This is a genomic window from Bacteroides ndongoniae (genome assembly GCF_900108345.1).
Taxonomy (GTDB): Bacteria; Bacteroidota; Bacteroidia; order Bacteroidales; family Bacteroidaceae; genus Bacteroides; species Bacteroides ndongoniae.
On record NZ_FNVV01000014.1, the window covers coordinates 669,557 to 693,607 of the forward strand.

Annotated in this window: 22 protein-coding genes and 2 pseudogenes; 11 read left to right on the plus strand and 13 right to left on the minus strand. The window is 44.6% G+C overall.

Features of this window, described 5'->3' with window-relative positions; all coding sequences use genetic code 11:
* Positions 1-404: 404 nt before the first annotated feature.
* The 3 genes from BQ5591_RS13755 to BQ5591_RS13770 all read left to right on the plus strand — a co-directional run bounded on the left by BQ5591_RS13755 (position 405) and on the right by BQ5591_RS13770 (position 3,563).
* A complete protein-coding gene (locus BQ5591_RS13755; protein WP_022163458.1) occupies positions 405-1,313 on the plus strand; it encodes an Abi family protein in 909 nt (302 codons plus the stop codon).
* A 505-nt stretch (positions 1,314-1,818) separates the two neighbouring features.
* Positions 1,819-3,135 (plus strand): hypothetical protein, encoded by a 1,317-nt coding sequence (locus BQ5591_RS13765; protein WP_071149783.1) that lies wholly within the window; start codon positions 1,819-1,821, stop codon positions 3,133-3,135.
* A 149-nt stretch (positions 3,136-3,284) separates the two neighbouring features.
* Entirely contained in the window at positions 3,285-3,563 is a 279-nt protein-coding gene (locus BQ5591_RS13770) for a PqqD family protein (protein ID WP_071149784.1), read from the plus strand.
* Positions 3,564-3,584: 21 nt separating this feature from the next.
* Here the strand turns inward: BQ5591_RS13770 and BQ5591_RS13775 are convergent, their stop codons facing one another.
* From BQ5591_RS13775 to BQ5591_RS13785, 3 genes and pseudogenes are all read right to left on the minus strand, one after another.
* Entirely contained in the window at positions 3,585-3,917 is a 333-nt protein-coding gene (locus BQ5591_RS13775; protein WP_071149785.1) for a helix-turn-helix domain-containing protein, read from the minus strand.
* A pseudogene (locus BQ5591_RS13780) lies at positions 3,914-4,258 on the minus strand (type II toxin-antitoxin system RelE/ParE family toxin). Before BQ5591_RS13780 ends, BQ5591_RS13775 begins: the two are co-directional and overlap by 4 nt.
* Positions 4,259-4,462: 204 nt before the next feature.
* A complete protein-coding gene (locus tag BQ5591_RS13785) occupies positions 4,463-4,834 on the minus strand; it encodes an ATP-binding protein (protein WP_113740884.1) in 372 nt (123 codons plus the stop codon).
* 344 nt (positions 4,835-5,178) lie between these two features.
* On the opposite strand from BQ5591_RS13785, the gene BQ5591_RS13790 reads away from it, so the two are divergent.
* Positions 5,179-6,225 carry an AAA family ATPase gene (locus BQ5591_RS13790; RefSeq protein WP_071149787.1) on the plus strand — a complete coding sequence of 349 codons (1,047 nt, stop codon included), beginning with the start codon at positions 5,179-5,181 and terminating at the stop codon, positions 6,223-6,225.
* Positions 6,222-6,845, plus strand: a complete 624-nt coding sequence (locus tag BQ5591_RS13795; protein WP_071149788.1) for a DUF3226 domain-containing protein — start codon at positions 6,222-6,224, stop codon at positions 6,843-6,845. The genes BQ5591_RS13790 and BQ5591_RS13795 overlap by 4 nt, the downstream gene beginning before the upstream one ends.
* Positions 6,846-7,199: 354 nt before the next feature.
* Here the strand turns inward: BQ5591_RS13795 and BQ5591_RS13800 are convergent, their stop codons facing one another.
* From BQ5591_RS13800 to BQ5591_RS13840, 9 genes and pseudogenes are all read right to left on the minus strand, one after another.
* Positions 7,200-9,254, minus strand: a complete 2,055-nt coding sequence (locus tag BQ5591_RS13800) for an ABC transporter transmembrane domain-containing protein (RefSeq protein WP_235817094.1) — start codon at positions 9,252-9,254, stop codon at positions 7,200-7,202.
* Between the two features lie 164 nt (positions 9,255-9,418).
* Positions 9,419-11,185 (minus strand): hypothetical protein, encoded by a 1,767-nt coding sequence (locus BQ5591_RS13805; RefSeq protein WP_071149789.1) that lies wholly within the window; start codon positions 11,183-11,185, stop codon positions 9,419-9,421.
* Between the two features lie 350 nt (positions 11,186-11,535).
* Positions 11,536-12,144, minus strand: a pseudogene (locus BQ5591_RS13810) (sugar transferase); the annotation flags it as partial.
* A 290-nt stretch (positions 12,145-12,434) separates the two neighbouring features.
* The gene (locus BQ5591_RS13815) at positions 12,435-13,466 is read right to left on the minus strand and encodes a nucleotidyltransferase family protein (RefSeq protein ID WP_071149791.1); all 1,032 of its coding nucleotides are present in this window, start codon (positions 13,464-13,466) and stop codon (positions 12,435-12,437) included.
* A gap of 234 nt (positions 13,467-13,700) precedes the next feature.
* Complete coding sequence (locus BQ5591_RS13820; protein WP_071149792.1) at positions 13,701-14,453, minus strand: glycosyltransferase family 2 protein; 753 nt, start codon at positions 14,451-14,453, stop codon at positions 13,701-13,703.
* A gap of 214 nt (positions 14,454-14,667) precedes the next feature.
* Positions 14,668-15,696 (minus strand): glycosyltransferase family 92 protein, encoded by a 1,029-nt coding sequence (locus BQ5591_RS13825; RefSeq protein ID WP_071149793.1) that lies wholly within the window; start codon positions 15,694-15,696, stop codon positions 14,668-14,670.
* A gap of 1 nt (position 15,697) precedes the next feature.
* Positions 15,698-16,603, minus strand: coding sequence for a glycosyltransferase family 2 protein (locus tag BQ5591_RS13830; protein WP_071149794.1), 906 nt, complete (start codon positions 16,601-16,603; stop codon positions 15,698-15,700).
* Positions 16,600-17,151: an LbetaH domain-containing protein gene (locus BQ5591_RS13835; RefSeq protein ID WP_071150731.1), complete on the minus strand. Its 552-nt coding sequence runs from the start codon at positions 17,149-17,151 to the stop codon at positions 16,600-16,602. Before BQ5591_RS13835 ends, BQ5591_RS13830 begins: the two co-directional genes overlap by 4 nt.
* A gap of 44 nt (positions 17,152-17,195) precedes the next feature.
* Positions 17,196-17,654 carry a hypothetical protein gene (locus BQ5591_RS13840; protein WP_071149795.1) on the minus strand — a complete coding sequence of 153 codons (459 nt, stop codon included), beginning with the start codon at positions 17,652-17,654 and terminating at the stop codon, positions 17,196-17,198.
* Positions 17,655-17,897: 243 nt separating this feature from the next.
* Between BQ5591_RS13840 and BQ5591_RS13845 the strand changes: the two genes are divergently transcribed.
* The 6 genes from BQ5591_RS13845 (at position 17,898) to BQ5591_RS13865 (ending at position 22,959) form a co-directional block, all read left to right on the plus strand.
* Positions 17,898-18,464, plus strand: coding sequence for a BT4734/BF3469 family protein (locus tag BQ5591_RS13845; protein ID WP_071149796.1), 567 nt, complete (start codon positions 17,898-17,900; stop codon positions 18,462-18,464).
* Between the two features lie 216 nt (positions 18,465-18,680).
* A complete protein-coding gene (locus tag BQ5591_RS13850) occupies positions 18,681-20,597 on the plus strand; it encodes a DUF3987 domain-containing protein (RefSeq protein WP_071149797.1) in 1,917 nt (638 codons plus the stop codon).
* A gap of 300 nt (positions 20,598-20,897) precedes the next feature.
* Positions 20,898-21,119, plus strand: coding sequence for a DUF4248 domain-containing protein (locus BQ5591_RS13855; protein WP_022163478.1), 222 nt, complete (start codon positions 20,898-20,900; stop codon positions 21,117-21,119).
* Positions 21,120-21,403: 284 nt separating this feature from the next.
* Entirely contained in the window at positions 21,404-21,913 is a 510-nt protein-coding gene (locus BQ5591_RS13860; protein WP_071149798.1) for an HU family DNA-binding protein, read from the plus strand.
* A 256-nt stretch (positions 21,914-22,169) separates the two neighbouring features.
* Positions 22,170-22,283: a smalltalk protein gene (locus BQ5591_RS21435; RefSeq protein WP_159434484.1), complete on the plus strand. Its 114-nt coding sequence runs from the start codon at positions 22,170-22,172 to the stop codon at positions 22,281-22,283.
* 148 nt (positions 22,284-22,431) lie between these two features.
* The gene (locus tag BQ5591_RS13865; protein ID WP_071149799.1) at positions 22,432-22,959 is read left to right on the plus strand and encodes an N-acetylmuramoyl-L-alanine amidase; all 528 of its coding nucleotides are present in this window, start codon (positions 22,432-22,434) and stop codon (positions 22,957-22,959) included.
* Between the two features lie 138 nt (positions 22,960-23,097).
* Here BQ5591_RS13865 and BQ5591_RS13870 read toward each other — a convergent pair whose 3' ends face one another.
* Positions 23,098-24,042, minus strand: coding sequence for an Rpn family recombination-promoting nuclease/putative transposase (locus tag BQ5591_RS13870; protein WP_071149800.1), 945 nt, complete (start codon positions 24,040-24,042; stop codon positions 23,098-23,100).
* Positions 24,043-24,051 lie beyond the last annotated feature (9 nt).

Genomic DNA, 24,051 nt, shown 5'->3' on the forward strand with positions numbered 1-24,051 from the left:
TATTGGAATACTACTTTAAAATAACCTTTGTATACAAAGGTACATCATCTATCCTAATCTACCAAAATCTTTTAGTCAAAAAGGTCGAAATAAGCTTCCCCTACCTTTTTATTGCACCACAGATTACACAGAGTGCCACAGAGACCTCTTACCTCCAGAATACCAAGTCCAACCATCTGTAATCCGTGCCTAAGAATAACAAAATGTCAGTCACTTTTAGTTTTGACACCCTCTGCCCAACGGGCGAAGTGGTAGGCTTTACGTAACAGGGATATATTATAAAAAAGAAAAGCAGATGAAAGTTTTGTCGGACAGAAAAAATGTGTTATCTTTGCGACAACATGCTTACCCCGCTTCCCGTAAGAACAGCGCGCTCAGGGTGAGCTTTTTATTTTTATATACCCATGACAACGAATAAGGTACCTTATCCCAAGCATCTCATATCCTTTACAGACCAGATAAACCTGCTCAAACAAAGAGGAATGGTTTTCGAGGATGAACCGAAAGCCCTGCACCTGTTACAGAATATCAGTTATTATCGTTTGAGCGGTTATTGGTATCCTCTACTGACAGACAAACAACAGCATATTTTCAAACCGGGTAGCACATTTGAAACGGCCTATAACATCTATAAGTTTGACAGTGAACTCCGCAAACTGATTATTGCAGAGATTGAAAAAATAGAGGTTGCAGTCCGTACACAAACAGCATATATCCTTTCTTTACAGTATGGTTCGTACTGGTTTGAAGATTCCTCGCTTTTCTCAAACCCAGTCCGCCATGCAAAGTTACTGTCAAAAATTGACAACGAATACAGCCGCAGCGATGAAGAATTCATCAAATCATTCAAGTCGAAATATTCCAACCATTTCCCGCCAAGCTGGATAACAATGGAAATAACCTCATTCGGAACGCTTTCCATATTATACGAAAATCTCTTGCCTGGAAAAATCAAGCGTTCCATAGCTGCATATTTCGGACTGGCTGATAAGGTTTTCGCATCATGGTTGCATAGTGTTGTGTATGTGCGGAATATTTGTGCACACCACAGCCGCTTGTGGAACAAGACTTTAAGCATCCGTCCATTAATGCCACGCTCTCCGCGCAATACTTTCATCAAATTGCCGGCCAGCGGAACACCGCAGGTCTATTTTATATTGAGCATGATTATATACTTGCTGAATACAATCAATCCCAACCATTCAATTATTTCGAGATTCAACGCTCTCTTGAGCCGTTATCCGACCATTGATGTCCGGGCCATGGGTTTTCCAGACGATTGGAAAAACGAGAGTCTTTGGAAAGATAAATGATTCAGAAATAAATCTTTTAGTCAAAAAGGTCGAAATAAGCTTTCACCCCTACCTCTTTGTTGTACCACACAAGTGTCACAAATGCCTCTTTCTTCCAACTGTGCTACTCCGTGTCCCCCGTGGTGCCCCCTCCTTTGACTTTCTGACACATCAACATGACCATTTGACACTCATTCCTTCCCTCCAACTTTCTGATTTTCATTATGAATCCTTACTTTTGCATCGAATATTTGACTTTAAAAAGAGAATAAAATGGATATGAAAAAGAAAGAATACACTAAACCAAGTGCAAAGCTGGTCGAATGGAATTTCAGTGAGGCGGTCTGCCAGACAGTGACGACAAATAGTTATGCTACGTGCTTGAATATTAAGAAAGGAACTATGCTTAATCAGACTGAAATCAGATCGGATAGGACAGGAGTGTGGAGTCGTGTAGGCTCCCAATGATTAATAAAATGTGAACGTTGTCAATTATTGATTTTGTTTTGCTAAATCTTAGTTTTAAATGGAATATTTCAGTAAATTGAATAATAAATTAGCTTTTATGGCAGTCTGTTTAGGATTGTGTTTAAATACAACATCTTGTACAGATAAGGAAGATGCAATAAAAATTGTAGAACCGGGTATTTATTACATCGAAACGAATCTTACTCCCTCTCTTGAAACAAGAGGTGTTTTGGATAATCACGATTTTGACTCAAATTATGATCCCGATTATATCTATCTTCACGCCATTGATTCGGACAACTATTTGGAACTTCCTGTATATGACAATTGCCCAAACTCAGAGGGAGGTACATGTAAAGGATTCCGTTATCGCATGGTAGTAGAAGAAGATGGAAAAGCTACTATTACTCCAATAGATAGTAATGGAGAATATTTAGAAACATCTATCACTCTAGATGCAAACCAAACATGCTATTTTTCCTCTTGGTCGTCTGATAATTGGGCATTGGAGAAAGGTCAAATATCTAATGAACAGTGGGCTAGTGACCCCGATAATAAATATTATTTTTATTATAGAGATAAGAATGTAAACCAAGAGATTTATCGAAGTGAGAGCAATTTAGAAATTAGCGATTTGCAGAAGAATGGTGACTTGACCATAGTTCGAGCTTGTGCAGGTTTTAATGTATTGGGACTTTTTTATGATTCAAATTCCAAATCCGATTTTGGTAATAGTACTACTTATAATATGTCCGAGGAGACATTTGAAAAAATAATGGGATCTTCGCCTGACGATTGGTATATTAAGATTTATATTGGTGGATCATGTTATCCGGATCAATATAACATTGAGACAAATACGGCAACAAACAGTTATCCTAATGGTTATTATTCAAGCGGTGATGGCGATAAGTTTGAAGGCGGTCAGTTGGATAATCAACAATATTTGCCTTTCTCTCAAAACCAATATGGTACAGGTTCTGTTACTTATCAAAGTTATGGATATTATACAAAAACTGGTAACCAATTGTTTACACCTGTAGCCGGACAATCTGAAGTTAATGTGTATATTTTGGTGAAACATTGGACTCAGGAGAATGATCCCGATGGAGAACCTGGTAGTCCGAGTTCTGACTGGTTGAAGAGTGATATAGGTGCTTTGCAAACTACAATGGTTAGTGATGCAAAAAACTTTCCGCAAAATAATAATTTCTATTCTTTGGGCCTGATAATGGACTTGACTCAGTTTAAAGCTGCATGGGATGCTAATGGAGGAGATAATTATTCATCTTCCTCAACCACCCGCAGTCTCTCCGGTGCTCCTGTCCGCGAGTTTAAATTGGAAAATGCAAAAGTAATTTGCGACGTTTACTAATTCTTCATAATAGAGGGTGTGTCACAACTCGCCACGATTACACAGATGCAGACATTTTCATCTCAATCAGTCATCTGAAAAACAAGTAATCAGTGGTTCTACGAGTTCTGACACACCCTCTTCCTTTCTTTCAAAATCCACATTCATACATGAAAGTAACCATCCACCCCGACTACCTCATCCGTACCATCGCCGGCGAACACATCCTCATCGGATGCGGCGAACAGATCAATCTTTCCCACATGCTGATGGTCAACGAAACAGCCGTCTTCCTCATCCGGAAATTACAAGAAGGCATCGCCACCACCGAAGCCCTCGCCCAATGCCTCAACGAGGAGTACAACGTCACCTACCCCGAAGCACTGGCCGACACCGAAGCACTCATCCGACAGTTAGCGGAGCAAGGAGTAGTGGTGATCAGCGAATAAGTGCAATTATATTTTTCATTTCTACCACAAAGCAACTTTCCCTTCCACGCCTAAGTCCAATGTGGCGGTAGCTATTCCCAAAGCACGGAATACCTTTCGCATAGTGGAAAGAGTGATTGAGCATTTTCCGCTTTCCAGTTTGCTTATCTGGGAACGCTTCACACCTATACGTTCACCAAGTTCCTCTTGTGTGAGGTTTTGTTTCAGGCGTGCGTTCTTAATAGCTTCCCCTACGAAGTAAGCATCTACCTCGTCTTTGAGCTGCGTTTCCATCACATCTCTTTCGGGAGTCCCTACTTTCCCCCATACTTCATCCACCAGATTGTCTGCAGGGGCAAACTTCATTTTTGTCATAATACATTATTTTTATCGTTAAAATATTCTTTTCTTATTTCTTCTGCCCGTTGTATTTCTTTTTGCGGGGTTTTCTGCGTTTTCTTTATGATTCCGTGTGTGGCAACAACAAGTGTTTCTGTATCCCAAAAAGCGAACAACCTGTAGCATATACCACTAAACAATGTGCGCAACTCCCAGATTTCGGAATTATCCAGTTTCTTAAATAGATTATTATCCATTACTCCACTTTCCAGTTTACGAATGTTATAAGTAATCTTCTGCTACGCTTTAACAGGTTGAAGCCTCACAAAATTTTCAGTTTCTTCACTCAATATGACTTTTATATTTTTTACTTCCATCATATTTAACTTCAAATGCAAAGGTAGCTATTTGTTTCCAAATAAGCAAACAAAAAAATATAATCTCTGTGCCCCCCCGTGTCCTCCGTGGTAAATTATAAAAGATGATTATACCCACGAGAGGGAGGAACCAATGTTTCAATCAGATTGGTATCAATATAACATTCAGGGATAATGCAATTGTCATTCATATTGTTTAAGCTGTTATTTCAAGAACATATCTCCGTTAAAGAACAAATCAATCCCGTCATCGTAAACCTCTTCCAATTCATTGTCTGACAATTTGCGGACAATGTTTTTCCCATCTTGTAAATCAACAAGGTATATCGCCACATCCTTATCTTTTTTTTCCAAAAAATCATTCACTACATACGGACTATGAGTCGTAATGAAATACTGGTTACTCTCATCATCCAGAATGCAGTTTGTCACTTTGGAAATATATGGCGGGTACGAATGCGCTTCTATCTCTTCGAGCATAATCACAGAATTCCGGTTCCCCTCAATGACCGATTTATAAAAAATCAATCTCTGCAAAGTTGCCGAAACCGAAAAGAAAGGTCTACCCGTTCCAATGCCACTTCATCATCTCCAGCTTGCACCATTATAGTCCGGGAAACAAAACACAGATTAACACAGAATAAATCGTTTACTAATTTCCTTTAGGACGGATTACACGGAAATTCACGGATAAAACTGCGTGAGTATTTAAGTACCGATTAACACAGACTAAATAATCTGTGATAATCTGCGTCAATCTGCGTTTCACTTCACACAATCCTCTGTGCCCCCCGTGTCCTCCGTGGTGAAAGGAAGGTTCTGGCTTGAAGGTTTTAGGTAATCTTATACTATCTTTTTGATAACAGGATTTGACTATGCCGAACCTTTCATTATCTTTGCAATCATAAATCCGTGTTATTATGAGTAAATGTTATAATAAAATATTAATTAGCAATTTCAGAGGATTCGACCATCTATTCATAAATGATTTTGCTAATGTCAATGTTTTCGTTGGAGCGAATAATGTAGGAAAAACTTCAATACTGGAGGCTCTGTTTATGTTATCAGGAATGTCGAATCCACTCATGCCGACAAAGGTTAACTATTGGAGAACATTGACTACGGCTACCGTGGACAGTGCCAGATATTTATTTCATAATTTGGATTTTACACAAAAGCCGGTATTGGAGGCTGGTATGAAAGAAGGGATTAGAAAACTTACTTTTGTCCCTGTAATGGCAAATGATGTGGCTGATATTACTTCAAGCGGAATGTCTTCCAGAACGACCATTAAACAGCTGGATTTGGATTTTGACGTTGTCGAAGGAGAAGGATATACTTATCATACGAGATTATATACAGATGCAGTAGGAAATATGCAGCAAATGGTAGCTAGTGGTTATCAAGAGGATATGAATTGCCTGTTCATTTCTGCTGATAAAAATGATAATAACGCTACATCCAATTTTGCCTTACTGGTAAAAAGAAATAGGAAACAGGAGGTGGTTGACGCGTTGCGCAATTTCGATCCAGAGATAGAGGCAATTGAGGCATTGCCGGATGGGTTGTTCCTGAAAATGGAAAAAGTACAGGAATTGTTACCTATCGGTATGGCTGGAGATGGTGTCAGGCGCATGATTAACATTCTTTCGACTATAGCGAATGAGGACTATCATACCGTTTTGATAGACGAAATAGACAATGGATTACATTATAGCGCGCACAAATGTATGTGGAAGACAATTCTTAGTTTTGTAAAACAGCGGAATATGCAAATTTTTGTGACGACCCATAACTTGGATTGTATACAGGGATTGAAAAATGCAATACAGGAAAATGAAACCTTTCAGGAACTGGTTCATGTATATAATATTGCTAAAACCAAAAACAAAGGGCATCAGGCATATAAATATACGTATGAGGAACTAAAAGAAGCCATTGATAACGAAATAGAAATCAGAAGATGAAGGAAGATTATCGGATTTTTGTAGAAGGAATTGCTGACGAATGCTTTCTGAGGCAACTGATTGGATATCATTGGGGACAAGTCAAAGAGGATAGCATCATTATTACTGGAGGGTATACAAACTTATTGTCTGCAAAAACAGGAAATACGTACGCTAATCAGATGAAAAGAAATTCAGATGATGGAGGTGTTAATCTTGTTATTTTCGATGCGGATGATGATTGTGAGAAACGACGAAAAGAATTATTGGAATGGAAAAATAAAGTAGGAGTTGAATTTGAACTATTTTTGTTTCCGGATGATAAGGCTGCAGGAGAATTGGAGGATCTGCTGGAACAAATTATTAATTCAGACAACCGACCGGTAATGAATTGTTGGAGAATGTATGAAGATTCACTTAAAGATATCATCTTGCCTTGGAAAGGTGGGATGCCTTTGACTATCCCTGCAAAGAAAACTAAGATATATGCATATCTGGAAGTCCTGCTAGGAGATTCCAAGTCGGAAAAGAAAAAAATTAAGGAAGCGAATAGGGACTATACCAATACCAATCATTGGGACTTACATAGCCAGAAACTGTGGGAAGGAATATTGGGATTCTTGTGCATACATTTGTTTTAAGATATTTAAGCTTCGGAATTAATATCTCTCTAGTAGTTAAGAAGTAAGAAGTTAAGCCAATACCTTTGTGAAAAAGGATACGTTCATGAAAAAACACAGATTAACACAGAATAAATCGTTTACTAATTTCCTTTAGGACGGATTACACGGAAATTCACGGATAAAACTGCGTGAATATTTAAGTACCGATTAACACAGACTAAATAATCTGTGATAATCTGCGTTCATCTGCGTTTCCCCCTCACACAATCCTCTGTGCAACCCCGTGTCCTCTGTGGTGAAATTTCCCCATTAGCCTCGCTCAAAACCTCTTTTGATTTTTTACAAAGAAGTATACTCCTCATTCTTCATTCTTCATTCCTCATTCTTCATTTTCACCACCTGTCCGCATCGCTCCGCCACTGCCGCATGATGCGTCACAAAAATAAAGGTCCGGTCCGTATAATCCCGTTCCAGGTTCTCCATCAATATCCGTTCCGTCTCCTCATCCAGCGCCGATGTCGCTTCGTCCAGCAACAATATCGAACTGTTGCGCAACAAAGCGCGGGCAATGGCAATTCGCTGCGCCTGCCCTTCACTCAGTCCGCTGCCCTGTTCCCCGATAAACGAATCCAAACCGTTGGGCAAAGCAAACACAAAATCCGCAACAGCCGTCCGCAAAGCCCGGCACATTTCTTCCCCCGTCGCTTCCGGATTTCCCATCCGCAAGTTCTCACGGATCGTCCCGCTGAACAACGTGTTCCCTTGAGGCACATACGTAAAGTTACACCGCGTACGCGCCGACACCTCCACCGTCTCCTTTCCCGTCCTCAGCCGGATAGCTCCCGCCTGCGGTTTGTCGAATGCCAGCAACAGTCGCACCAATGTTGTCTTGCCTGCTCCGGTCTCGCCCATCACCGCCGTACGGCTCCCGGCCGGGAAACGGCACGAAAAGTTGTGGAACACCGGTCGGTCCCCCGGAGCATACGCAAAGTCTATCCCTTCCACGTCCACATCCGGCGTCTCTGCCAGCCGCAAAGAACTTCCCGCTTCCTCTTCCGGCAAACTCTCCAGCTCCCTCAACCGGCGAACCGATGCCATCCCCTCCACCAGCGAAGGAATCAGCCGAGCCATGTCCCATACAGGCTGCTGTATCTTCCCCACCAGTTGCAGAAAAGCCGCCATCGTACCGAATGTGATGCTGCCGTCACTCAGTCCCCATACTCCCCAACAGAATGCCACCAGATAGCCGCCCGAGAAAGCCCCCGACACACAGGCACGGGTCCATATCGAGAAACGGGTACGCTTCAGCAGGCGCATCCGCAAACTCTCCTGTTCCCCCTCCAGTCTATGAAGCCGTTTCCTGCCTATTTCCAGAGCCCGTACCACATTCCGCTGCTGCAGACTTTCCTGAATCACCGCCTGTATCCGGCTGTCCGTCCTCCTGATCCGGCTTGCATAGCCATACATACGCTTCATGTACAGCCGGCTTCCCAGCAGGAAAAAGGGCAGAATCCCTACCACCAGCCAGACCAGTCGCGCATCCAGCCAGTAAAAGAAAGCAAAAGCCGCCAGCAGCTGTATGCCCAGAATCACAAAGGCCGGCAGAGTCATCGTCAGCAGACTGGTCAGAGTTGCTGTATCTCCTGCTACCCTGTTCATCACGTCTCCGGTATGGAAACGTTCCAGTTCCTTCCAGCGGCTCCGCAACAGGTGACCGAAAATCCGGTATCTCAATCCGTTTCCCATCCCGACCTGTGCCCGCACAGCCACCCAGTTGTCCCATGCATTGCACGCCAGTTGCAGCAGCATGTTCACGACCAACACACCAGCCCAAAGTGGAAGTTCCTCTGCCCTCCCCTCCGTAGCCGCGTCAATAGCCTGTTTGGAAAAATAAATGAACAATAGCGAAAGCCCCACCGACAGCACCCCTGTCAGGCAGCTCAGCCCTACACTCCTGCCATGCCCGCCCAGTGCCTGCCTCAAATAAGCCAACATACCGTGAACCTTCTGCCGGTAACGCCTGCCAGCCAACACCTTCATCCAGACGGCCGAATAGCAGCGCCAAACCTTTCCATCCACTTCATACGTCCGCCCTTTGCGTTCCATGGCAACCGCCTTTCCCAACACCTCCTGCAGTCCGGTCTCTTCCGTTGTCTCATTGGCATCTCCCTGCAACAGCAAACGGGTTCCCCGCCGTTCTACAACCCGGTGAAGCACGGTACTTCCGCCGTCGTTCACACCAGCCAGCACCACGTCTCCCGGCGACAGTTCTTCAGCCCGACAGCCACACAGCGTAACCCTGTCCCGTCCGTCCGTCAAAAACGGTTTCATACTGTTCCCTTTCACCGGTATGGTCACCGTTTTTCCTTCCCGCAACCATCCGGCAATCTCTGCCATCAAAATTTCATTATCAAAAAACTTTTTCATCCTCTTTTTGCAAAACGAAAACAAGCCATGCCGCTAAAAAGCGACATGGCTTGACAAACAAAACAAACAATCACTTATCTCGATAGATAAGTAACGCCTGCCCCGGCTTCGCTAAGCTCAAAGCAGGCTCCCGAATCACCTCACGGTGACTTTTTTATAATCCATTAGTCAATTGCATAGAATATCCTTACCTTTACACTACGCTTTACCTTGGCGTTCAATCCCTGAACACTTTCATCGTTCAGTTCCACAACCGGGTTCACCAGCGCATTTACCAAGAAGGCATTTCCAGGCATATTCTTGAATTTCGGATTTGTCTTCAACCAGTTCACTACCGTAAAGGCACGGTTGTAAGCCAGTTTCTTATTACGTTCCAGACCAATCTCCTCAGCATTTTCGCCAATGTAGTTGTCCTGGCTGGTTGCCAGACCTTCAGCCACCACATACAGCAGACGTCCCTTTTCAAAAATCTCGTTCAGTCTGCCCACCGTAGCCGAGTCACTGGCCAGTGCCACATTTCCTTTGTTATTCTCTACAGCCGCATATATATCCGCAAAGCTAACCAGCTTCGAGTCGGCTCCGGGGCGCATGTTCTGTTCTACAATGCCCAGTCCGCTGTGTGCGTTCAGTCCGAACGACTGTCCCTCTTTATAGTTATCTTCACTGATCAGCTTCTGCATGGCAGTTTCCGTATCAACACGATAGTGCCATGTATTTCCCTGACAGTACATCGGTGCATAGTAGTAACCGGTCTGTTCCTTGAAACGGTTCATGCTTTCAGCGTCCATACTCAGTGAAATCGGCGACAGCGACATTTCATATCCGCGTGTCACCCCTGCAATCTCCGGTGCTTCCCCTGCTTTCTGGGTCGGTATGTCCGAAGTCTTCAGCCCCGACAGACTGGCTCCCGATGCCAGACGCTTAGCCACTGCATCCGTATTGTCAAACTTGGTCTGGGTAAAGATACCCGAAGCCAGGTAATCGATGGCGTTCACCGGCGCATCCACCATGGTCGGCGCATCGTTACGTCCTGAATAGTTGTTCGGGAAGAACACATAGAATTCCAGTACTCCGTATTCCGGACACTCGTTGACGATGGTAGCCGGTGCAGCTATCACGTTGTTGATGTATACAGGGTTCTCACACGGCAGACATCTGTCCCAATGGCGTTTTTTAAAGTAATAAGTAAAGCCCACACTGAATCCTAAATTAGCATCAAACCACACACTGTTTTCCTTTGTTTTCTTCAAAGTAATACCATCGAAATTGGTCTGATACAACATGGCACGCGCTTTCAAATCCAATGAAAACTTCTTTTCCTTATCAAAGAAGCGGCTGTATTGCAACTCAAAATGCCCGCTCCACTCGTTACGCTGAGCTTTGATGGCCCTATGATGCAATCCGCCAATACCTACCGACGCAATGAACTGGTTCATCAACTTGTCCGATATCTTACCTTCGTAACCGCAAAACAAACGTGACAGATTAAACATGGCACTCACATTCAGATCCCACCATTTGTTTTTCGACTTCAGGTAAGGTACCCCGTCTCCATTGGTCAACCAGTCACCATACGTGTAATGAGTATCTTCTTTACTGTAGCCTTTCGAATTACCGATACCGAACTGAAGTTTAGCACCAATGCCTGGCGTGAACCACTTACCGATTCCCACATTAAAGTCCGGCGATAATAACCCCGAGAACTTTCCTACGCTGCCATAGTCACCCACGAAAGCATGCTCACCTATATTTGCCAAAATAAACCAGTTGTCCCAAAAACGATTGGTCACAATCCGGTAATGATCATCCGTCGGTTGCGGAGTCTGATTGACTTCACATACCGTTGTGTCACTGCTGACGATCTCTTGCGCCGATGCACTGCCCCATCCTACGGACAGCAACACCAGCATACTCCATACAAATTTTCTCATTTCTGTTTATAATTAATGTTTAAAAAATATTTTCAATTAAAAGTGTTTTCACCACAGAGGACATAGAGTTCCACAGAGGTTATATTTCAATGCGCACCACGGATTACAGAGAAAGACACAGATTAAATTCAAGATGCCGCGTGGGGAGGGTAAGTATCTGAGACTCTCCTCCTTCCAGAAGGAGGGGAGCCAGATAACATAACTAAGTTTCAGCACATCCTCATCTACAGATTAGTTAATGATTCAATCCGAAATAATCTGAGAAATCTGTGGTAAAACATCTCCCCTTTCAACTCACTAACTCTCCAACTCATCAACTTATCAACTCACCAACTCACCAACTAACCCAATCAATACGCCTTCGCATCCGTAAAGAAGCAACTCTCTACTGTTTTCCAAATAATGTACAAATCCAGCGTAAATTTCCAGTTCTTGATATACCAGATGTCATACTTCACCCGGTTTTTCATATCGGCCAGCCTGGGTGTTTCTCCCCGGAAACCGTTTACCTGGCTCCAGCCCGTAATGCCCGGTTTTATGCAGTGCCGCACCATGTATTCATCTATCTGCCTCGAATATTCCTCCGTATGCTTCACCATGTGTGGCCGCGGTCCTACAATGCTCATGTCTCCCATCAGCACATTCAGGAATTGCGGCATCTCGTCCAGATTGGTTTTCCGCATAATGTGTCCCCATTTCGTAATCCGCGCATCCGTCCGGGTAGCCTGCCGGGTGTCTGCATCGGCACTGGCCCTCATCGTACGAAACTTTATACATCGGAATGTCCTTCCTCTCCATCCCGTCCGTTTCTGTACAAAGAAGAGCCTTCCGGGCATCGTCGACTCCGTCATAATGGCAACAATTATGACCAACACCGGAAACAAAGTACAAAGGAACACCAGCGAACAGACAAAATCGAACGCCCGTTTCAGCAACCGGTTTCCGAGACAGTCCAATGGTGATCCACAAGAAAAATAGTCTACCGTTTTTCCCATACGTTCTACATACATATTAATTGATTTAATAGATAATTGAGAATTGAGAATGGAGAATGGAGAATGAGTCGTAGAAATTCTTCATTAGCCTCGCTCAAAAAATCTTTTGATTTTTCACATAGAAGTATAGTCCTCATTCTTCATTTTTTTGTTCTTCATTCCTGAAGTGGTATCTGACTCCCCTCCTTCTGGAAGGTTGTTAGGTTTCAATTCGCACTTACGAAACTTAAAAATCCAATCTGTAAAAATCCGTGTCATCCGTGCCTAAAAATCCGCTTTCCCACCTTGTACGCCAGAAAGCTCATCACTTCACCAGGCATAATACCCAGCAGCGTCCACCCGCGCCGTACCCAGAACCAGGCATTTCCCACAATGCAGCCTATCCTGAAACGCATATTCCGGGCTTTCTCCTCCCGTTCCATTTTCAGGCGATAACCATCTTTCAGCACGACGTTCCTAAACAGCTCAACTCCTTTTCCCCGTCTGAGCGGTTTCAAGGGATAAGCCTCTGTTCCTCCTATATAATTCTCGATAAATCCAAATAGAATCCGGCCGAATCTTTCAGCATGCAGCCGTTTCAGCAAAGCCGCTACTTTCTTCCCGTCCAGTTCGGCATACCGCAACATCACCGCCACATCACATACCTGTTTCAGCCCGATGCCGTACGTCAGAAAATGTCTGCGTATGTGCAGCATCAGGCAGACCAGATACAGTTCCCGATCCGTTTCGTCTGCTTCTTTGCACAAACGTTGCAGGCGGGCATTCACCACCGGGTTGTATACATACTCCCACCGGGCATGCAGTTCTACCGGTACCCGTTCATTCTCCTGCACCACGATGTCTCCGTTTTCATCCCGAAATGCAATACCGGCTTCCGTCAACATAGGTTTCAGCCGACTCCAGCCATCCTTCAATACCACATCCACATCCCCCGGACTGCGATGCAACGGCTGCTGATACCATAAAGCCACCGATGTCCCCTTGAACACAAAAGCAGGCATGCCGGCTTTTTCCAGTCTTTCCAGCCACTGCTGTCCACAACGCTCTGCAAGCCTGTTCATCTGTTCCAGATAAAGCAGATGAAACAGCCACTGTTCCCACACATTTCTAGCCGGGCGCATGGCCGTCCGGCCCACGCCGTCTATCAGCCATCCGGTCACTGCCTGCTCGTGTGCCATCGCAAACAGTCTTTCCCAATCCTCCGGTCCGATAGCCTTACTACCCTTATATTCTTCTTTCGTTTCCCACAATCCTCTACGCAGGAAATAAAAGAAAAGAGTTTCCATACTTAAGTTTCGGATTTAATATTTTTCTGGTAATTAAGGAGTTAAGAAGTTAAGGAGTTAAGCCGATACCTTTTATGAATGGTAAATGGTTAATGGTAAGGCTTTTAACTTCTAAGCCCACCTTGGTGGGCGATAACTTCTTTTAACTTCTTTAACTCCTGTAAGTTTCGCACTTGCGAAACTTGAGTAGACTTATTTATTCTGCGTAAATCTGTGTTAATCTGTGTTTTCTCATCACAGAGACCCCAGATTCACAAACTGCGGCACCTTCCATGCCATCTTTTGCAGTTTGGTCCATACAGCAGGCATTCCATGACTCCGGTACATCCGCACATCCTCCTCCCACATCTGTTTCCTCCGCTTGCTGTCCGTGCTTAGTCCTCCCATCCGCATCCTTACAATATATTCGTTCAGATATTCCACTTTCAGGTCCGCTTCGTACAGGTAGCGGAACAGCAGATCCGAATCCGCTGCAATCCGGTAACTTTCGTCGTACAGCCCCAACCGGTCCATACAAGCCTTGCGGATGTAGCAAGTAGGATGCAGCGGCAACCACCCGTGCCTTACTTTCCATTTGCTGTAGCTTCCCCCTATCCAGTTGCGCACCACCCGGTTCGTGTCGTCTGCATCAACAAACAAGCCGTTTCCATACACAAAGTCCGCACCGGTTTCCTCAAACCGCCTTACAATCCGGCTGATGATGTCCGTAGCATAAAGAAAATCATCCGAATGCAACAGCCCCACGATATCGCCCGTCGCCACCCGTATTCCTTTGTTGATACCCTCGTACATCCCGCTGTCCGGCTCCGAGATAATCCGGGCAATGCGATCGCTGTACTGTTCAATTACCTGTAACGAACGGTCCCGGCTGGCTCCATCCACCACAATGTATTCAATGTCCGGATAATCCTGTGCCAGTACGCTTTCAATGGCATGTGCGATGGTCGCTTCCCGGTTGAAGCAGGAAGTGATAATAGAAACTTTCATAAATAATAGTTATTGGTTACACCACGACATGTAAATCCATCTGTGTGATTGGTGGTGAAATAAAACTCTGTGGGGAATTGATACGCTGATGGCTCAGAATTGGCGGATGAACACAGACTCTTCATTAATTTCACTCAAATCCTCTTATGATTTTTTCATATAAAATCTTTGTGATGAGCTCATAATCCTTCCCCAATAAAATCCTAATATTTTATTATTCGCTCTTGAGATTTTCATTTAGTTTTGCCGCATATGCATTCATCGAATTATCTTCTATCTCATTATGATCATATTTTGCAAATTGTTCCATTTTATACTCTCCTACTCTATCCCCAAGTCCCCTAGCTATTTTACCTAAATACTGTTCTTTCGATTTGGTATAATAGTGGTTAATTCTTATATTCTTATATTTCCGGTCAAGGCAAAACCACACATATAACCGTTCATCACCTGTTTCATTCACCGAATATGCCCCCAATTGATACAAAGGATAATGTGGAGAAATATAATCCTTCACCCTTCTTGGGTTGCAAATCGTTTTTATATGGGCATTGCCCACAGCTCTATTATTTCCTCGATGATTAAATACCTGTGTTATCAATCCTTTAGGAGCCTTATCGTAACCAGATGAACCATATATAGCCCAATTAACCCCTATTCCCGAAGCACCTTTTCCATACTTAGTTATTGCTTCGTCCACGATTCTCTCAATCGGTTGATAAGGAATTGTAGGCATTAAATATTCATCTAAATCAATAAAAGCCATATACCGACAAACATATTTAAAACGTTTAATCGCATCATTATAAGCATCCAACTGTCTGGCTTTTCCTCTAATAAAAAAATAAGAAACTAAATTAGACTGGATATATGATTTCAAAATTTCCTTTGTCTGGTCTTCACTTTCATTATCATAGAAATAAAACTTAGTTACTCCAAGCAAGCGATGATACTCAATCCATTCACGTATATAAGGACCTTCATTTTTAGCAATAGCAACTATTGCGATTTCATGTTCAAAGTTCTCTTTGCTCTCCTTTACATTCGTTTTTCTAATATAAGAAGTTCGCAATTTTTCAATTAATACACCAAGCAAATAACGAATTAGAATATATGGAAGTGACAATAAAAGCATAAAATTCCCTAATTTATTTTTATGCTTTCTTTTAATATTTAAGATAAATCTGTTATTGTAATAATAAACTCGTATCCAAACAAAAAAATAAAATGTTTTCAAGTCCATACTATTTACTTATCAATTCATTAATATTAGCAATAATATCACTTTTGTTCCATTTGAACCGCTTCTTGATTTCATATATCTTGGCATCCACCAGCATCCGGTACCAGAATCCTTGCAGAATATGCCAAATAAAACCTTCTTTCCCATCCAAGAATCCGGCTTTCAGTACATAACGCAAGAAGAAATTGATAAACGGTCGGATAAACAAAGGAGCCTTGACGTATTTTATTTTCAGCCAACGTTTCCGTTGTTCTTCTGTTCCGAAAAACTTTGGAATGACCTCTTCCGCTTTAGCATCCATACCGTATTCCATCATCAGCATATCCACCATTTCCCGGGTCGCATATCCGTTATGCTTTTCTGTCCACCACGTCAAATCATTCAGATTAGCATCTACCTGATTCCCCTCTTTGACAGTGATAGTCGTTCCATCAAAAATGCGAATATGTTCATCCATCCAGCGGTTTTCACAGTCTCCATGCCCCTTCCGAAATACCTTCAGATGATAAGACGGATACCAACCACCATGCAACAATGGCCTGCCCATAAAATCAATTCTTTTCCGCACATATACACCATTCACATCCGCATTACATCGACTCACCGCATCTTTCACAGCCAGTCCGATATTCCCTTCCAAAAACTCATCGGCATCTATCCGCCAAATCCATTCCGATTGTATCGGACATTGGTATACCCCGTAATTAAATTGCGTTGCATAGTTTTTCCAAGGATTTCTGTAAACCTTCGCCCCCATCTGTTCAGCCATTTCACACGTACGATCCGTACTGAAAGAATCGATTACAATTATCTCGTCACAGACTCCCTTCAACGACCGGATGCATCTTTCCAGATGTTTCTCTTCATTCTTGGTAAGAATGATGGCTGCTATTGAATTGTTACTCATTTCAGATTTCTTATTTTCAACGTCTTGGCAGGATTTCCTCCTACCACATGATAATCATCTACATTTTTATATACCGAAGCGGTAGCTCCTACCACAGCAGCTGTTCCTATACAAACACCCAACCCGATAAAAGCTTTCGTTCCAATCCAGGCCTTATTTCTTATCCGGATAGGTGCTGTTATCAAAGAATCATTCGCCGTATTCAGTTTATCTACCTCATGAGAAGCTGTACAGAGATAAGCATATTGTGAGACCACTGCGTCATCTTCCAATATTACCCAATCCTGATTATAGCAAATCACATTCGGACCTAAACACGCCCGATGCCCCATTTGCAATTTCCAAGGTGCCCATATCTTTACCGAGGAATAAACTTCAGCATCCCATGCTAATTTTGCCCCAAATATTTTTAATAATGCAACACGCCAAACACGAAAAAACTTTGTTACAAAAGGCCGAAACAAAAAGAAAGAGACACAGTTCCACAAAGCCCGTCTTATTTTAGTCCGAATAAGTACACGGCCAACTGCATGTTTTTCAAATCCCATAATCAAATTTGTTATAAGTATCAATATTGCATACTATCAGTCTACTACCCCCCTTTCTTCACCATCATCTCCATCTTCTCCTTCTTCCTCCTCGCCGCCAGCATATTATTAATCTGCAACCGCACATTATCCACTTTCCCCCCTGATGTCAGGTTGGTAGCAAAAGGAAGAAGCCGCTGAATGAAGGCAGCTTTTACCACAATTTCCTTGCGCACCTGTCCATCTTCGAGCATCAGCTTTACCACATCGGCCAATTCATGTGCCGAGTTGCAATTGCCAATCTGCTTCACATAGAAGTGTAACTTCTCCACATCATGCACATACCGATACAGCTCCTGCTCCTGCCGGGTCATTGTCTCCTTTGTATTGACAATCTCTTTTTTCTGAACAATAGAATCGGCCTGCTGTTCTCCATAAAAATTTTGCACAATAGAAGTCGCTGAAGGCACTATCGTATTCGTCCCACCGTTGATATTAATAACGATTCTTGTTTTATCATCCATTTTCGTGATGTAAAAAGTTTATTTTAATTTTTTCATGCAAAATTGCGCTGTGGATGTGTCAAATAAAGTAACACTTTCATTCTGGTATGTTGAACTGAGCAAGAAATATTCCTATTTGGATGCTCCTACTTAATAAGTCTCAACAAACACTCAATAAAATCTCAATGCTTCTCAATGAACATTCTCACTCCACTAAATTGACATATATTCGCATCATATCTTACTAAAAAACACACATACATTATGAAAGAAAGCATTATGAGTTTTTTCCATGCCCCCGTCACCAACAAAGTGCCGGCGGGGGTATGCAACCTGACCGGACTTCACACTTATCTCACGTCCGACAAACAACTGGAGCAACTGACAAACGAAGTACGCGCCACACTGGCCGACGGACAACTCTTCCGGAAAAAGAAGCAGCAATTACTGCCTTATGTCACACCTGCCGGCATCTTTCCTTACTGCAAAGAACTTTGTCTGACACTTCCTTCCGGACTGTTCGTCATCGACATCGACCATCTGGACACCGCCGCCGAGGCGGAGGAATGGCGCAACCGGTTGTTTGCCGATGACGTGCTTCATCCCGACCTTGCCTTTATCAGTCCCGGTGCCAAAGGAGTCAAACTGTTCGTCCCTTATCGGTTATGTCCGAACGAAAGCATCAAAGAATCGTTCGACAAAGCCTTGCATACCGCCTGGGACTACCTCGAATGGAAACACGGTCTGAAAGTAGACACCGCCAACTCCGACATGTCAAGAGCCTGTTTCCTGGCGCACGACGCGGGGGCGAAACTGAGAATGGAGAATTGAGAATGGATAATTGAGAATGGATAATTGAGAATGGATAATTGAGAATGGATAATTGAGAATGAAGCTTAATTCAGAAACTCAAAAAACCAAAAACCCAAAAACTCAAAAAACCAAAAACCCAAAAACTCAAAATCTCAAAAACTCAAAAACTCAAAAACCCAAAAACTCAAAAACCCAAAAACTCAAAAACTTAAAGACTCAAAAACTTAAAACAATATGAACAACATCGAATCATTACAGCGTTTGGTAGACGCTGTTGAAAAATCCGGTGCCAACGTAGCACCTACCTACCAGGAATACATGCCGATGGCATTTGCCATTGCCAACAGTTGTGGCGAAGAAGGACGTTCCTCTTTTCACCGCCTATGCCGCATCTCCGAGAAATACAAGTCGGAGGAAGCAGACAAACTTTACGACCACGCCTTGCAGCAAGGATCCGGTGCCAATTCACTCGGCACCGTGTTCCACCTGGCCGAACGGACAGGCATCCGACTGGACCGAAAACTTGCAAACTTGCAAAACTTGCAGCCCCCTCACCCACACACGCGCACGCGCGAGGAGCGAAAAACAACAGGCTGCGAGCCCCAAAACGCAAGTACCGAAACGCAGGTGGCAGACGACGAAACGCAGGTACCACCCCTTCCCTGTTTTTCCGATTACAACTGGCCTCCTTTCCTGCAACAGATCATAGATTGTGGCGATTCACCCGCCCAACGCGATATTTTGCTGTTGGGAGCCATCACCGTCATCGGAGCCACCCTCAACAAGCTGATCAGTTTTACGTATGGACGTAAGAAGAAATATCCCTGCCTCCAGACTTTTGTTGTGGCTCCCCCGGCTTCGGGAAAAGGAGCCCTGACCTGGGTACGCCGGCTGGCCGAACCTATTCACGATTCCCTGCTCGATGCCTACAACCGGAAGTTGCAAGACTACCGGCAGGAAAAAATGCGCCGGGATGCAATGGGCAAAGAGAAAACAAACCAGCCCGAACCTGAACAGCCTCGCATGAAAATGTTTCTTATCACCGGTGACAACTCCGGTACCGGTATGCTCGAAAACCTGATGGATGCCGACGGGGCAGGACTGATCTGCGAGGCCGAAGCCGACACCGTCAGTACCGCCATTGGCAGCGAATACGGACATTGGAGCGACACGCTTCGCAAAAGTTTCGACCACGAGCGTCTGGCCTATAACCGCCGTACCAACCACGAGTACCGTGAGTGCAAACAGTCTTACCTCAGTGTTTTGCTTAGCGGTACCCCGGCACAGGTGCGTCCGCTTATCCCTTCAGCCGAGAACGGTCTGTTCTCCCGCCAGGTATTTTATTGCATGCCTCCCATCGATGAATGGGCCGACCAGTTCAACCTTTCCGATGCCGATTACGACCGGATCTTCACGCAGTGGGGAGAAGACTGGAAACAGTTGCTCGACAGTCTGGCTGCCAACATAAGCAACATCCGTCTGGAGTTGTCTCCCGAGCAGAAACAGGCGTTCAACCAGCATCTGGCCCGTCTTTTCGTCCGTGCCGGAGCCATTCATGGTGATCCCATGAAGAGCACCGTCACCCGTATCGCCATCAACCTTTGCCGTATGTTGAGTGTCATAGCCCTGCTCCGGTCGCTTGCTGCGCTGCTTCCCTCCAGCGATGGCGGAAAGGAAACGGTCTACAACGACCTCACCCGCCAGCTCATCGCTTGTCCCGGCCTTTCGCCCGACCCGCGCATACCGTCCGAAAACATACGCGACGGAGTGATTCCTCTGTTTCGCCTGAACGTCACCGAAACGGATTTTCAAGCAGTTCTTTCCCTCGCCGAGCCTTTGTACCAACACGCTTGCTACGTTCTCTCGCTGCTGCCTGCCACCGAGACTGTGCGCCAAAGCACTTTGTCCGTGGATGCCTTTTTCGATCGTCTGCCCCATCGGTTCAGTCGCCAGAGTGTTCTTGAAGAAGGGCAACGGTATGGGATAGCCCGTAATACCATCGACTCGAAGCTGAAACGGATGACCGAAAAAGGCATTTTGCAGAAAACTCAGCGTGGCGAATACGAGTTTGCTACGCGCATGCGCACGTGTGTGGGTGAGGCGGCTGCAAGTTTTGCAAGTTTGCAAGTTTCTGCCCCCTCGAACAGCTGATTCCACCCCTCCCAAGCCCCCGTTTTTTTCCTAGTTAGGAAAAAAATACGGCCTAGTTAGGGAATAATTTTTTCCTAACTGGGAAAAAATCAGCAGCCAACCCAAGGCAGGGAGTTAAGGAGTTGATGAGTTGATGAGTTAAGAAGTTAAGCCAATACATAGACTACACTAAACCCTCAGCCCTAAACCCTCAACCCTAAACCCTAAACCCTCAACCCTAAGCCCTCAACGCTCAACCCTAAACCCTCAACTTTTAATTTCTCACTATTAATTTTTAACTTTTAATTTTTAACTTACCACATGTCCTCTTTCTTCCGCCCCGTCACCATGAAAAAAGGCGAACTGGCCCGTCTTTATTTTCCTGAGTCTCCCACCAGCATCGGAACCAACCGACTGATGCGCTGGATTCACAATTGTCCTCCACTCATGAAAGATCTGTCACAAACCGACTATCACCGCTCGCAGAAGTTGCTCACCGCCCGCCAGGTATCACTGATCATTCATCACTTGGGAGAACCGTAACCTTCAGAAACCTTCAAAAACCCATAACTCCCCTTTTCCCCTGCCGTATCTTTGCGACAAGTTAACGAGTTGACAAGTTGACGAGTTAACAAGGTGACAAGGTGATGAGTTGATAAGTTAAGGAGTTAAGAAGTTAGAGAAGTTAGAGAAGTTAAGCCAATACATAGACTACTCTAAACCCTCAACGCTCAACCCTAAACCCTAAACCCTCAACCCTAAACCCTCAACGCTCAACCCTAAACCCTAAACTATTAATTTTTAACTTTTAATTTTTAATTCTCCTCATGGGTATCAAAGTCAAAGCACGCCAGATGAAACTGGCAGTAGGTCCTTCTGCAGGACAGTATCGGTTTATCATGTTAGCGGACATTTACAGTACGCTGAAAGAAGACAAAGTCATCAGTGAGGCCGCCCTGCGGTCCGGCATTTCCAAAGGCACCATCAATGCCACGTGGGAAGCCATTGGCGACGTCATCAAGAGTTGGGCCACCGAAGGCCATTCCGTTCCCATCCCTGGTCTGGGCACCATGCGTTTCGGCGTCCGTGCCAACTCCGTGGAAAAAGTAGAAGAGGTCAGCACCTCGCTCATCACCTCCCGCCGTGTCATCTTCACCCCCAGCAGTGCAATCAAGCAGGAACTGAAGGACACTTCCATCAACATCACCTGTTACGACAAGGACGGTAACGTCATCAAGCAAGTCAACTCGGCCGATGGTGGTACAGTAGACGAAGATCCCGATGACACTGGCACCGGTTCCGACGGTGGCGGTGAAGCCGAAGATCCGTTAGGCTAAGAGAAGCCTCCCCCCATCCCCTCTCCCAAAGAGAGGGGAGCAAGGAGGGGAGATGAAAGTAGGAAGAGTTTAATAAGAACCCCTAACCATAAACCCTAAACTATTCAAGTAGTTAAGAAGTTAGAGAAGTTAAGCCAATACATAGACTCCCCCTAAACTCTCAACCCTAAACCTTAAACCCTCAACACTCAGCCCTAAACCCTCACCCCTAATCCCTCAACTATTAAATTTTAACTATTAACTTTTAATTCTCACCATGTCCGAAACCAAGAAAAAATCCACCTGGGTAACCATCCTCCACGCCATTGTCCAAGCCATCGTTGCCGCCCTCACAGCCCTCGGTGTCTCCAGTTGTGCAGCCCTGCTTTAAGAAGCCTCTATGTAACTTGAGTTTTTGAGTTTTTAAGTTTTTGAGTTTATGGAGTGTTAGTTTCAAGTTGAAAGAACATAAAACCTCAAACCTTAAAACCCAAAAACTCAAAAACTTAAAACCTTAAAAACTTAAAACCTCAAAACCTATGATCCAAGAAACCTTCCCCCTCACCGTCGCCGGTACAGAAGTCCCTGATGAACGTACCCTCCTTACTCAAGTAGAGAGCGGTCTGCTGATGGACTCCATCGACTCCGTACGCTACATCATTCTGCACTGTTCCGCTACCCGTTGCAACCGCGACTATCCGGTAGAACAGCTTTTACGCGATCACAAAGCCCGTGGCTTTCGCACCATCGGTTATCATTTCTACATCCGTCGGGACGGCAGCATCAGCCAGCACCGCCGCCTGTTGGAAGTCGGAGCCCATTGCCGTCCTTTCAACCGCTGCTCCATCGGTGTCTGCTACGAAGGAGGTCTGGATGCTGACGGGCACCCCGCCGACACGCGTACCCCCGAACAGACCGAACAGCTGATTCTCCTTTTCCTGAAACTACGGAAGCTCTTTCCACATGCCCGTCTGGTGGGCCACAGAGACCTGCCCGGCGTCACTCCCAAAGCCTGTCCCTGCCTGGATACAAGGGCGGTGTTCGGATACTTGGAGAATGAAAAATGAATAATGAATAATTAAAAACGACGTGTCTGCGGGCATTTCACCACGGAGGGCACAGAGGCGCACAGATATTGTATGATAATGAAACGCAGATAGACGCAAATTATCGCAGATTATTTATTCTGCGATAATCTGTGTTTTTCATGGGCGAATATTTTCCACTTCCTCCATAGACAATCCCGTAATGCGGCAAACATCGTCCACTGTCATTCCCATCTTTATCATATTCTCGGCTATCAACCGCTTTTCTTCATTGCGACCTTCCGCACGTCCTTCCGCACGTCCTTCCGCACGTCCTTCCGCACGTCCTTCCGCACGTCCTTCCGATAAGCCTCTGCTATGGCCGCGTTCCCAGCCCCGGTATTCCGCTGTTTCGGCTATGCTGTACCAGTCACGATAATTTTTCAGACTTCCTTCATAGGCTACACGTTCCTGCTGGGTAAAGCAGGCGATTTCAGCCACACGGAAAAACTTCTCGAAAACCGCTTCACGTAAGGCTTTAGGACGTTCCATCAAGGCAGGCAAATGACTGATGGCATAAAGCCATTTCTCAAAAAGATTCTCCAGTTCATTTTCCGTCTTGCGAAATTTAGGCATTTCCAAATAAATGTAAGTCAGCTTGTCGTAGAATACTTTCATTGTTTTCATATCTACCAACTTGACTTCATGGTGATAGTAGTTCGGATCGCTGTCATCAAAACTAAAATTCAGAATGCCAATGGTGTACACAGCTTTCAATTCATAGTTCCAGTTCCCCTTGGGACCTTGCTCCCGAATAGGGAAAGTAGAATAATAGACACTACGATCCTTAAAAAAACGCTGTTCAGCTTTCTGCATCTCTACCAGAAAGCGCTCTCCCTTTTCGTTCACACAATATACATCAAAAACAGCTTTTCGTTCTTCTTCGTGTTCACCCAAATGTTCGGTGTTCAAATAGGTCAGATCCTTGATTTCCTCCTCACCCGACAACAACGCATTCAAAAAACTGATGAGCAAATCCTTGTTCACCTCGGTTCCGAACAGTTTCTTAAAAGCGAAATCCGTATAGAAATTTACATATCGTTCTTGAAGTCCTTCCAGTGCCATAGCTGAATA